Origin of the sequence: Shewanella loihica PV-4 (assembly GCF_000016065.1) — a bacterium.
GTDB lineage: Bacteria > Pseudomonadota > Gammaproteobacteria > Enterobacterales > Shewanellaceae > Shewanella > Shewanella loihica.
Map to the genome: position 1 here is coordinate 3,856,164 of NC_009092.1, position 12,660 is coordinate 3,868,823.

Here is a 12,660-nt window from a genome sequence, read left to right on the forward strand (position 1 = left end):
TAGGTCAAACTTTATGCTGTTATACTCGGGAGAATACTAACTAAAATAATAATTAACCTGCGGAAATCTCTATGCTGGATCCTGGACTGATAGAACTGAGTAGTGACGGAAACTTAGCCGAATTAAAAGTCATTCCCAATACCCATGGCCCACTGACGGTGGATGCCATTCTCGAACTGCTCACCCTCCCCGAATTTTGCCAGCTTTTCCCCCGTAAGAATGTTATCGAAAAGGCCGTCGCCCAGGTCAACAAGGTCATCGGCCAGGACGATGGTCAGTATGAACTCTTCTTCGAGATCGCCGAGCGCCGCGACGCCGAAATAGCCATCACCCTCAGCGACGACAAGATGAGCGCCGAGATGACGCTCACCGCCCCCTGGGGGGGCAAGTCACTGACACTGCAAGATATCTTAAGGGCCCTCAAGGCCGAGCAGATCAGCATGGGGCTGAGCAAGGTCAAGATAGAGGCTCTGCTGGCCAAGCTGCCGACCCTGGCCCCCGGCGAGAGTTGCAGCGAGGTGTTCGCCCACGGCAAGCCCGCCATCAATGGCACCAACGCCATCGTCGAGCGCAAGGTGCCGCTGGCGAGGGAGCGTCTGCTGCAACCCCAGGAGCGCGCCGACGGCACGGTGGACATGCGTAACCTGGGCGAGATCATCATGGTCAAACCCAACGACAAGTTGATGGTTAAGATCCCCGCCACCGAAGGCACTAAGGGCTACAACGTTCAGGGTGAGCCGCTACTGCCGATCGCAGGCAAAGATCTTAAACTCACCGCGGGCACGGGCGCCGAACTACTGGAGTCCGACCCCAATGTGTTAGTCGCCACGGTCGCCGGCCAGCCGGTGGAGACCAAGACAGGCATGCAGGTCGATGACGTGCTGCAGATAAAGGATGTGGATATCGGCTACGGCAACGTCGACTTCAAGGGCAGTGTCTTGGTTACGGGCGACGTGCATGAAGGCATGGTGGTCAAGTCCACCGGTGATATTACCGTGATGGGCTTCGTCGACTCGGCCCAGCTGATCGCCGACGGTGACATCACCGTCAGCAAAGGGGTGATCGGCCGCCAGCTCAAGGAAGATCAACTCTCCACCAAGCTATCTGCCAAGGGGCAGATCTCCGCCCAGTTCGTACAATACTCTGAGCTGCAGGCCGAAGGCGACATCCTGGTCACCAAGCAGCTGCTGCACAGCCACACCCAGACAGCAGGGAAACTGATCGTCAGCGATGCCAACGGCCGCCGCGGCGACCTGGTGGGCGGCGTGGCCCAGGCCGATAAGGGGGTCAAGGCGGTGATCATTGGCGCCACGGCCGGTACCCGCACCGAGGTGTTCTGTGCCATGAAGTGCGGCGAGCTGAAAGAGGAGCTCAAGCAGCTGGATCACGGGATAAAACACATGGTGGTGGCCAAGCTCAATATCGAGGCCAGCCTCAACAAGCTGCCCCCCAAGGCCGAATGGCAGGACGACGCCCTCATGGTCGAGCAGGTCAAGGGGATGCTGGAAGAGAAGCGCCGCATCACCGAGGAGTGGTCCCGGGAGGAGCAGGAGTTCAACGCCATCAAACAGGAAGTGGAAAACTATTATCAGGAGTACCGCATCGAGGCCTGCAAGCATATCTTCGCCAACGTCGAGCTGCATATCGGCCCGGCCTTTAACCGCACCCAGCGCGAACACGGCCCCTGCATAGTGGTCAACGAAGGCCAAGAGATCAGCTTCGACTACAGCAATCGTAAGTGATCTCAATTGATTAGACGACTAAGGAGGCCCGGCAAAATTGTCGGGCCTCTTTTCTTTGCCATGGCTTTACAGGCATAATCCCCGCCAGATAGCGGTAACGGATAACGGAAAACACGTGGAACTACTGAGAATAGACTGTTTAGGCAAAGAGTTGCGCCTTGAAGGCTCACTTGCCGGTTGGCAACAACTCTTCTGGGACAATCAGCTGGTGTCGGTCAAGGAGGCCTGTGCCGAGAACCAAGGGCTGAGAAACCACGAGTTTGAGTTAAGCCGCCACGACCCGCAGCAAGAGACGGTGCAGAAGATCCCCCTCACCCTGGAGGTGGACCTCATCTGGCAACCCTTCACGCTCAACTATCGCCTGCTGAGCGAAGACGCCGTACTGAGCGAAGGCAGCCGCAACGCCAAGGATATCGAGCGCCAGACACCGGTCACCCCAGTTAAGGCGCCACAGAAACTGAGCCTGGTGGGCCTGGCCTCCTTGGGCTTTAAGCTGCTCAAGAGCGCTAAGGTGATCAAGGTGGTGCTGGCCGGTGCCAGCGTGGCCGCCTACTCCTGGCTCTTCTCCTTCCAGTTTGCCCTGGCGCTGATCGCCTGTCTCATGTTCCACGAGTATGGCCATATTCGCGCCATGAAATATTTCGGCATGAAGACCAAGGGGATCTACCTCATCCCCTTCATGGGTGGTCTTGCGCTCAGCGATGAGAAGATCAACACCCGCTGGCAGGATGTAGTGATCTCCATCATGGGGCCCACCTTCGGCCTCTTGATGTCGATAGCGGCCCTGGTCGCCTACTGGATCACAGATAACCCGCTGTTTGCCGGGCTTGCCGCCTTCAACGCCCTGCTGAACCTGTTCAACCTGCTGCCCATATTGCCGCTGGATGGCGGCCATATCCTCAAGAGCATCAGCTTCTCCATGAATAGCCTGATGGGGCTGGTCGCCTGTGTGGCCGGCGCCGCCATCGGCGTCTTCATCAGCTATAGCCTGGGGCTTGCGTTACTGGGCTTCCTGCTGCTGATCGGCAGCCTGGAGATCGTCTTCGAGTGGAAGAGCCGTCACCAGAGCCATCTGCTGCCGCTGGACAGATACGGGCAGATCTTCTCTACCATCTGGTATCTGCTGACCGTCGGCGCCCTGGTCGCCATCATCTGGTACCTGGCCGGTAGCGGCGATAACATGCTTGGGCTGCCGCTCAAGATACTGCAGAGCTAAGTCATCTAAGAAGCTCAACCTCTATCGCCTCGCCCTCTTTGAGGGCGGGGCCCCCTCAACAAAGCAGCCTTCCTAAGAAAGCCAGTCCTTCTCTTTCTACAGTCCCATCCCAAACAAGGTGAACAAAAGGTAAATTTTTTCACATTTTTTCGCCAACTCATCGCCAAGCCAACGGCAAAAATATTTATTCAAATAAAACAGATAAATAAACAAACAAAAACTAGCCGTTAATTGACCTTTTTTAGTCAAAAAAACAGCAAATATAGGTATTTTCCGATCCCCACCTAGGGACATTTGCGGATATTTTTAAAAGTTACAATAACGTTACAATCGATACATCATCAGAGGATGACCAAGAGCAAATAGATAAAATTTTATTTAAAAACAGATAGTTTTTTTGAGGTGCAACATGATTAAGTCCATATCGACAGGTAGAACACAGCAGGGTTATTTCAGCCCGGTTGAAAAACAGATGTTCGGCGCTGCGTTACTGGCCGACCCCGACACCTCAAGCCCATTCTCCGATGTACTCAGCATTGCAGAAAGTGGATGTTCAAGCAGTTTGCTACAGCAACTCACCAGCGTCACCAAGCGTTTTCGCCACCTCAAGCCGGAGCAATATCTGCTGCGCCAACAGGACCAGTTTGACTCGCTGTTTGTGGTCAAGAAGGGCGCCCTCAAGAGCTATCGTCTGACCCCGGAAGGCGAAGAGATAGTGACTGGCTTCTATATGGAGGGCGACGTCATAGGCGCCGGCGGCTTGGGTAACCACAAACACTTCTACTCTGTGGTGGCGCTGGAACCTTCGAGCCTGTATGAGATCCCCTTCGCCAAGTTGCTGCAACAATCCGCCATGGAGCCGATAGTGCAGCAGCTGATGCTCAAGCTACTCAGTCAGGAGATGCAGGCAGATCAAAGCCTGAGACTTATCCAGCTTAAGCAGGTCAAGGCGGCCATCGCCTCGCTGATCCTCAACATCGCCAACCGCCTGACGGCAACCCAGATCACCCTGCCCATGAGCCGAGTGGATATCGCCAACCTGTTGGGGGTTGCCTCGGAGACCGTCTGCCGCGAGTTCACCCGCCTGCAGAAGCAGGGGCTGCTGTCGGTCAACCGTAAGCATATCGTGATTAACGATCTTCCCCAGCTGCAGCTGGCGGCGGGCGGAGATTGCTACTAAGCAATCATTCATCAAAAACTAAGGCACCCATCTGGGTGCCATTTGGTGCTTCATTTTAGTTAATTTAAATTGCCTTTCGGGGCTAATTAAAGTGCCTTTTGCGGCTAATTAACGCCTTTCTGCGCTAATTTAAAGTGCCTTTGGGCACTAGGCCATAGATAGCTCTGACATCCTTGGCGGAGAAGATCCGCTCAGACATCACAAATTCATCGATGATCCCCGGGAAACGCGCCTGGCCGAAGTTGGGATAGCCGCTGGGGATCCCGCCGATAAAGAAGTCATTCATGATAGAACCTACCTTGCGATCCAGGGTATCGCTGGCATCCAGCTCACCGTCGATATAGAGGTTGGCCTGATGACCATCGTGTACCAGGGCGATGTGGTACCAGCGATCGTTACTGAGCACTGTGCGGGAGCGCACCGCCACCTCGGGGGAGAAGCCTGAGGCGTCATAGATCAGCAGCTCAAGATGCCCCTGATTGATCCTTAACTTGTTGCTCTGCACATCGCCATACCAGCCGCCGAGCAGAGGATAGATATCCTGTTCGTTGATAGCTAAAGGTTTAATCCACATCCCCATGCTGATACCGCCAAAGTCGAAGGTGATCTCCCGCCCTCTGGCCCGCTTCATCTCATCGCTCTTACAACAGATGTCGAACGCCACATAAGCCTGCTCATTGGCCTGCTCATTGGCAGAGAAGTCTATCCCCTGCCCCTTGATGCCAGGTACCCGCTTGCCACCCACCAGAGTACCTGTCCACACGGATCTGAAGGTATCGATAACTTCTTGATTTTGTTCCTCGAAAGACATCAAGGATGAGTGGCCATAGATGTTGACCTCCACCACCTTGAGCAGAGGATCGCCCTTACCGGCCCCCGAATCCAGCGGCTCATGCTGCCACAGGGTGATGCCAATGAAGCCGATAAGGATCAGAGACAGGGCGCCGGCGAGTTTGAGCAGAGGCGCATGCTTCATGATACCGGCCCCTGTTCGCTCTGCGGCTTGTTTTCCGATTGTGATTCAGGCTCAGCGACCAACTTCTCCCCCTGGGGCAGCAGCATGGTGAAGTCACAACCGCCAAACTCGTTGATACTAAAGAGCAGTTCGCCGTTGTGGGCATCGATGATGGTCTTACAGATGGCCAGGCCCATGCCCATCCCCTCCTGCTTAGTGGTAAAGAAGGGGGCAAAGATCTCCTTAGCCGCCTCGGCGTCTATGCCGCAGCCTCTATCGCGAATGCGTAAGCTTACCTTATCGCCACACACCTCGACCCAGATCTCGATAATGCTGTCGGGCGGGCTGGCCTCCATGGCGTTGCGCAGCAGGTTAAACAGCACCTGCTGTAGCTGCACCAGATCGCCGATAACCGTGAGCCGCTCGTCGGCGAGCCCTTGCACCAGGCTGACCTTATATTGTGACTCAAGTGTCTCCAGCAGATGGCTGGTGCTGGTCAGCAGCGCCTTGACCCCAATCTCGCTGCGACTGCTGGCCTGCTTGCTGATGAACTGACGTATGGTGCGGATCACCTCGCCGGCCCGCAGCGCCTGTTCGGTGATCTTCTCCAGCGCGTTAATCAGCGCCTCAGGCACACGCTCATCGCCCTTGTTAGTGCGCAGCGCGGCCTGGGCATAGGTGGCGATGGCCGTCAGCGGCTGGTTGATCTCGTGGGCGATGCTGCTGGCGATCTCCTCCATGCTGGTGACCCTGTCCATGTGGGCCAGCTGCTCGCGGCTGCTGCGGCTGTCAAATTCCGCCTCCTCCCTAAGCCTTAGCTCCTGCGCCAGCCTGGTCTGCATCTCGTTGAGCGCCGTCACCACAGTATCTAACTCATCCACCTCACCTCGGCGCGCAGGCATTCTGTCCAGAGTCAGGGCCGGCGCGTGGCCGTTAAGGGTTAAGGTGTGGGCGTACTGGCTGATCTTATTCAGATGGCGGGTCACCAGGTACTGGAACAGCAGCAGGATAAAGGCGGCGATCAGAAAGGTCTTCACCGCGGTGGCGATCAGGATAAACCAGATCTTCTGTTTGAGGCGCTCATAGAGGGGATCTAGCCCTGCCACCAGATGCAGTGTGCCCAGCGGCTCCTTGGCGTCTACACTTTTCGTGGGATAGAGCAGGAACTTGGTATCTATCACCCTATCGGACATCACCTCGCCGGTGCGCTGTAACACGCGATCCCGCGCTATGATGCTGATGCGCTCGATATCCGGCAACTTGACCAGGCCGTCGATCAACAGCTGTAGCTGAGCGGGATTATTCTGCTCCAGGTAGTGGGCGATGCCGTCGAGGTGGGAATTTTGCACCTGCTCGATCTGCTGCTCAATCTGGACCACCTCGTCTTGATATTCCACATAGAGCTGCAGCGCCGACGACAGGATAGTGATCAGCACACTGAATAAAATAATGTATAAGATTAACCGCTTAGCGGTTCTACCGGTAAATGCGCCCAAATTGAATTTGCTTATCATAATCTGTGATCACTTCCCATAGTGTCATATTGGGGCACACTTCTCCAGCATCGCCGCCAGCGCCCATTGCCCATAGGCACAGGGCCTCGCTCTTGCCACAAGGCTTAATCAAACTGCCCTAACTACCTCTTATCAGGCATCCTCTTTTTGCATGAGCTTATTCTTGTCGCGGGTTATCGCACTCGGGCTTAGATTCACCCGGTTTTAGCTTTTCATTCTTTGCCTGAGGTGTACTCTGATTTGTCTGCCCTGTGGGTTCCGCCTGGCAGGGAACGCTTTCTTGTCCTGGCTGGGCTTGTGCTTCTTTTCCGCTCTTGCTCTTATCGGCCTGCTCGTCGAGCTGCTGCTCGAACGGCAGCCTGTGGTTAGGCACGGTGCGATCCCCTTTTGACTTGTCGGCGGGCTTATTGTCATTATTGGCGGGCACCATGTCGCTGACCGCTTGCGAGCTGCTCTGGGCCGCACTCTGCTGCACCTTAGGCTTGTTCTTGGCCTTCTCGGCATCGCTATTGGATTCGCAGGCCATCGCGCCTCCTAGCAGGGGGAGTGTCAGTAAGATGATTGCCAGATTGTGATTACTCATTGTCTGTTACCTCTCTACAGGTAAAAAAGGTGCCCGAAGGCACCTTTTATCGTTTAACGATTCACTCTTCTGCGCCATCCGAAGGCGAGCAAGGCACCCAGCAGTAGCTGTAGACCCGCGCCCCCTTTCGACGAGCTGGTGTTATCGACAATGTTGACGTTGGCAATGCTGTTGTCAGAGACGGCAACTTGCTCATCATCGCTCGACAGGACCAGGCTGAAGGACTCGGTCGCCTCCTCCTTGTCGTCCGCGCTGATGGCAACCACTATCTCCTTGGCCGCAGCGTCTTGGTCGGCCCAGATCAGCGTACCTTCCGCCAGGGTGAAGTCTTCACCGGCAGTGGCTGTACCATCGACGGCGCGGTAGTTAACGCTCACCTCACCATCGACACCACCGAGACGCTCAACCATCAGGGTCACGCTGCCATCGGCCTCGTTCACCTCATAGCTTGTGGCCTTAAAGCCCACGGCGCCCGGCACCTTGGCTTCTACCGTCAGTGACAGCGGAATCGCCTGAGTACCATATGGAGTATCGCTTTGCAGCAGTAGCTGTACCTGATGCACGCCAGGCGCCAGGTCGCTGGTATCGACATCGAAGGTCACCTCTTGCTCACCGGCCACACTCAGCTGACCGCTGGTGTGAGACACGTCAAGCCAGGTCACATCCTTATGGTCGCACACGCCGGTCTCACCAGAGGAGACGGTGAACATCTTGCTGCCTTCGATATCGACCAGACGCAGGTTGCCGTCACAGTCGATATCCAGACCCGTCTGACCATAGTTGCTCATGCCAGGGACATCGAGCGCGCCGATCATGCGGAAGTCGTCATGGCTATCCACAGTGTAGATATCCAGCGCCTGATCCACCTTCTCTGAACCGGGATCTGCAGGACCATTGGTACTGATAAACAGGTGTCCCGTAGCCGAGTTGTAGGCCAGACCCGCAGGCGCAATGCCGACGTCCTTGGTCAGATGCACTTCGCCATCTTCGTTGAAGTAACTAATGCTCATCTTGTTAGAAACACCAGCGATGAAGTCACCCGATACAGGATCATAGGCCAGACCCGAGATGCCACCCACGCCTGGGCAGATTCGCTTACCTGTCACCATCAGCTTATTAGGATCGATCTCATGGATACAGTTGTCGGCAAACAGCGCCGCCTGCCACAACATGCCGGTGCGGCTGTTGAAGGCCAGATCGGTCACCAGAGCGTTTTCTGGTAGCATGGCGCTGAAGTCGATCACTTCACCTATTAGCTTACCCTCGGCGCTATAGCGATACAGCTTATTGTCGCCACCAAACAACTTAACGTTGTTAACCCAGAGGTCTCCGGTGTTACGGTCGATAGTCGCGCTGTAGGGTACCGCCAGTCCCAGGCTAGACTTCTCGATAGACTCGCCAAAGCCAAGCTCTGCTTCCAACACAGGATTTTCCAGCTCGCCCTCGACGGTCGCCGCCAGTTCACCCAGTCGGTAGTTCACTCCTCGGCTACCTACGTTCTTCACCGTCAGGCTCAGCTCGCTCTGCTTACCGCTACGCACGGTTGCTGCAAGCTCTGGCTTGTCCACTTCCAGCATACCCGCCTTAAGGCTAAGGTGCTGTACGGCAATCTTATTGTCGGTAACCGTCAACTGACTGTTGCTCACGCCATAGCCACTCTGGGTTGCCGAGATCACCTGATTACCAGCACTTTCAAACAGTCGATATTGCCCTTCGGTGTTGGTCGCTACCTGAGTATCGCCTAGCCATACCTTGGCCTGTGCGATCGCCTCTTGGGTGTTGGCGTCTGTGATGTTACCCACGGCCAGACCACCCTGCTCCATGGAGCAGCCCAGACCAAACTCGACATCGTCGATCTGCGCCCACCAATCCCAGGCGAATTCGTTGGCATTATGGTAGCGCCAACGCAGACGGAAGTTGCTACCGCCCACCAAGGCTTCGCCGATATCGACGTTAACCACAGTGCCTTGTTCGCTGGCATTGGCCGAGTGCAGGGTCTGCCACTCGCCGCCATCGACGCTGATATCCATGTCCAGGGCCGAGTCGCCGGATGGGCGGAAGCCCTCCTTGAAACGCACCGTGGTGAAGCCGCCCAGCTCGGCGACCGACATGATAGGCGTTAACAGTGATGAGTCGTATGCCTTACGGCCGCCCTTATCACTGTCGATCGAGGCCGCAAGCCCCTCACCCGTGGTGTTGTTAGGACGTTCCCACTGCTCGTTGGTCTTCCAGACAATGCCAGTACCCGCGGCATCGACCACTGTCCAGCCCTGAGGCGGGAAGTCTGGCGATTCAAAGTTCACCAGTGATGCGGTATTGGTATCTATCTTGCGATAACCCAGGGCGCTACAGACCTGCTTGTCTACCGCCAGGTTAAAGGCGAGACCACTCACGCCATCGCTACCAGGCACCAGATCCATGGTCTCTGGCTGATAGCCAGGTGCACGGGCGGTGATCGCCACGGGCCAGCCTTCGTAGCCTACGACGCTGAAGCTGCCATCGATCGCATCGGTAGCAATAGGCATAGTAGGGATCAGCTCACCGTTTTGGCTGATCGCACCGGGTACGCCCCAGCCGTGGCCTGAACCATCGCTGATCTTGCCCGAAATCGTTACCTGAGGCATCTCGGTCAAGACCACGTTGCGCTCAAGATCGGCATCCTTGGCCACAGAGACACTGCCCTGACTCGCCTTGGTATGACCGTAGGCACGGGCCGACACCTGATAATCACCCACAGGCAGTTGCAGCTGATACTTACCTTCCTCATCGGCCACAGTGCTGTAAGGTCCGGCAACCACTTCGGCGTTCGCCAGTGGCAGGCCAGTGACGCTGTCGGTCACCACACCGTGAAGCATACCGGTAGGATCGGCCACACAGTTAGGGAAGCTGAACTTGCCGATACGGGTAGCCCACATAGACTCGAAGTCATGGTCGGCGCCATATTCCTGGGTATACCAGAAGCTACAATCGTCCGTCGGATCGATTGTCATCATGCTGCGCTTACCATAGTGACCATCGAAGGAGTTCACCTGGGCCGCCTCGGCGTCCACCAGCACCTGCTCAGCCAATGAGATCTGACCCAGTGGATCGCCATTCAGGCGACCGGTATAGCGTACAGAAGGCAGCATCTCTTCACCCGAGATGGCAAAACCCATGCCTATGTTGCCCGAGGCATCCATCGCCATACTCGCCAGCCAGCGGTGGTTAACATCAGGGGCATAGCTGCCCTGCTGGAAGATCTCGGCACCTGCACCCAGGTTGCGGATCTCATACCAACGTACGCCGAAGTGTTGCTCGCCCACGTCAACCGTATGGTTAACCACCAGGCTCTGGTGATCGCCAAATTGTCTGAAGGCGGCGCGGTACATCAGCTTATCCTGGTAGGCTTTCAGGGCGTTGTAAGAATCGCCGCCCCAGGAATCCTGCTCGATACAGGTATTGCCACAGGCCTCATTGATATCGAATGGCTCGGTCGCCAGCGCGGCAACCTGGCTGAACTGACTGTTTTGCGGGTTGTTCCAGTCGGCCTTGAAGGCCCACACCTGGATCTCATCCTGGGCGCTGCCATGGACCTTGTCGTCCTGCAGGCTGAGGAAGTAGTTAGGGGTACCGGCGGCAGGGGCGCGCTTACCGTCGAGATCCACCGGCAGCAGGTTAGCTGTCAGCGGCGCATCGAAATAGATAGAACGTGCGGGTACGCCGTAGAGCATCTTGTCACGCTCAAACACCACGGCGGCGGTGCCGGCTTTGCTGTTGTCGCTCTTGTTGTGTTGATTGGCCGACAGATAGTAACCGTCGCTCCATACGCCGAGCTGGGCGCCGTTGTGCCACTTGTCGCCGTTTAATTCAAATTCATACAGATGCCAGTCGCCGGTAGGATCGCTGGTCTTTGAGACGGCGAAACACTGACGGCTCTCTTTACCCGAGACATAGGCGTTTTGGGTCACGACCCAGCGGTCGGCGAGCTGATCGTAAAGCACGATAGGCTCACGCTCAGTGGTCGGGCTCTCCCAGGGTTTAGCGGGAGCCGGGTTGGCATTAGGGTCGCCACAGACACCGCCCAGACGCTTCCAGAACTCTGTCATCGGGGTGCGGTCAACCAGCAGGTTACCCTCTTTGTCCCACACGGCAAACGCCATGTTAACCACCTGAACATAGTGGTCACGGCCGACATCGCCCGCCGCATCAGGCATTGGTGCCTCATCGAAACCGCTACGGGTCAGGCCATCGAAGTTCAGCTCGGGGGCCGGCATGGCGCCCGAGCCTGGCTCGGCTTGCACCGCGGTGTCGCTGTACTGTTCCAGTGCCACGGCCGAGGCCATCTGCTCCTGGTATTGGGCTTCCATCAGCGCCTGGTTCGACGCCGAGATGCTAGGTTTGGCCAGTTTGGTCTGAGCTGTCGGTTGGAATTTTAGTTTATTACTCACCAGCATCTTGTTGGCGAGTTTCACCAAAGGTGTCGACGACGCTTGGTTCAATGACTCCCCGACGACCGGAGAGCTGGCTGCACAAGAAAAGGCGCTGACCGTCGCCAATAATCCCGCTAGCCCCACAGAGCTGCAGCCTTGCCATGTTGACTTTTTGATACCCATCAAAAGTCTCCTTATTATAGGTTTACCTTGGCTCACGTCGTCATTGGGCGCCCTAAGACACACTCTTATCTAAAGTCGCCGCTAAAGTTGACGTGATTTGCCGTTATTCGATGCTTGTGTGTATACCAGTGATACAAACTACCCGTTATTGCGCGCGGCCAACTGACAAAGATCAGTTGGGCTCAAAGATTGTGCGCTAACTGCGCCTTAAGCTTTTTGGCCTTGGCCAGTAACGCCTGTTGCTGGGCCTGATAGGCAGGCACGGCATCTACCAGCGTGTTGCCCACGGTGAAGGCGGCGGCATACTTGGGCTGCTTGATACGCTCTTTCTTATCCAGATACTTGTCGCTGCCATGCTTGAACTGCTCGAGACGCGGTGACAGCGCCGCAATGGCGTCCAGTGACTTATTGGTCGCCTGAATCACCTGGGCCAGCTTGGCCGGGTCTTGCTCGGCTTCGATGGCCACATCCAGCTTGGCGTTGACCTCGCTCGCCTGCGCCAGATAGGCGTTCAGTTGCTCGGCGTAGGGATAGCTGCCCTGACTGAAATCCACCGAACTGAGCGGCGATAGGGTGTTAAGCGCCGGCAGGTAGTTGTCGCGCTGATCCTTGGCGAAATGGGCCGAGATGGCCATAAAATCCAGCATCAGCTGTGATTGATCTTGATTGAGTTGATGATAGGGATCGTTGGCCACCTCGCGGGCATGGGCCAGATCGCGCCAGCCTACCGTTTGGGTTTCGGCTTGGGCGTGTGTTTCGGTTTGAGTTTCGGCCTGAGCGCCGCTCGCCAGCAGGGCGATAGAGATGGTAAAAGCAGAGAGGAAACGTGACATATCGAATTCTCCAATGTGAATGCTAAAGGTAAAAAGCCAGCGCGA

At 56.2% G+C, this 12,660-nt stretch carries 8 protein-coding genes; 3 read left to right on the top strand and 5 right to left on the bottom strand.

Features of this window, described 5'->3' with window-relative positions; all coding sequences use genetic code 11:
• The first annotated feature begins 71 nt into the window (after positions 1-71).
• The 3 genes from SHEW_RS16715 to SHEW_RS16725 all read left to right on the top strand — a co-directional run bounded on the left by SHEW_RS16715 (position 72) and on the right by SHEW_RS16725 (position 4,138).
• Positions 72-1,742, top strand: a complete 1,671-nt coding sequence (locus SHEW_RS16715) for a flagellar assembly protein A (protein WP_011867027.1) — start codon at positions 72-74, stop codon at positions 1,740-1,742.
• A gap of 115 nt (positions 1,743-1,857) precedes the next feature.
• The gene (locus SHEW_RS16720) at positions 1,858-2,958 is read left to right on the top strand and encodes a site-2 protease family protein (protein WP_041406733.1); all 1,101 of its coding nucleotides are present in this window, start codon (positions 1,858-1,860) and stop codon (positions 2,956-2,958) included.
• A 409-nt stretch (positions 2,959-3,367) separates the two neighbouring features.
• Positions 3,368-4,138 carry a Crp/Fnr family transcriptional regulator gene (locus SHEW_RS16725; RefSeq protein WP_011867029.1) on the top strand — a complete coding sequence of 257 codons (771 nt, stop codon included), beginning with the start codon at positions 3,368-3,370 and terminating at the stop codon, positions 4,136-4,138.
• A gap of 124 nt (positions 4,139-4,262) precedes the next feature.
• Here the strand turns inward: SHEW_RS16725 and SHEW_RS16730 are convergent, their stop codons facing one another.
• From SHEW_RS16730 to SHEW_RS16755, 5 genes are all read right to left on the bottom strand, one after another.
• On the bottom strand, positions 4,263-5,114 hold the full coding sequence (locus SHEW_RS16730) for a LamG domain-containing protein (protein ID WP_011867030.1): 852 nt from the start codon (positions 5,112-5,114) through the stop codon (positions 4,263-4,265).
• Positions 5,111-6,529: a sensor histidine kinase gene (locus SHEW_RS20165; protein WP_049766544.1), complete on the bottom strand. Its 1,419-nt coding sequence runs from the start codon at positions 6,527-6,529 to the stop codon at positions 5,111-5,113. Before SHEW_RS20165 ends, SHEW_RS16730 begins: the two co-directional genes overlap by 4 nt.
• 235 nt (positions 6,530-6,764) lie before the next feature.
• Positions 6,765-7,190: a hypothetical protein gene (locus SHEW_RS16740; RefSeq protein WP_011867032.1), complete on the bottom strand. Its 426-nt coding sequence runs from the start codon at positions 7,188-7,190 to the stop codon at positions 6,765-6,767.
• A gap of 53 nt (positions 7,191-7,243) precedes the next feature.
• Positions 7,244-11,782 carry a Calx-beta domain-containing protein gene (locus SHEW_RS20170; protein ID WP_011867033.1) on the bottom strand — a complete coding sequence of 1,513 codons (4,539 nt, stop codon included), beginning with the start codon at positions 11,780-11,782 and terminating at the stop codon, positions 7,244-7,246.
• Between the two features lie 182 nt (positions 11,783-11,964).
• Positions 11,965-12,615 (bottom strand): hypothetical protein, encoded by a 651-nt coding sequence (locus tag SHEW_RS16755; RefSeq protein WP_011867034.1) that lies wholly within the window; start codon positions 12,613-12,615, stop codon positions 11,965-11,967.
• Positions 12,616-12,660 lie beyond the last annotated feature (45 nt).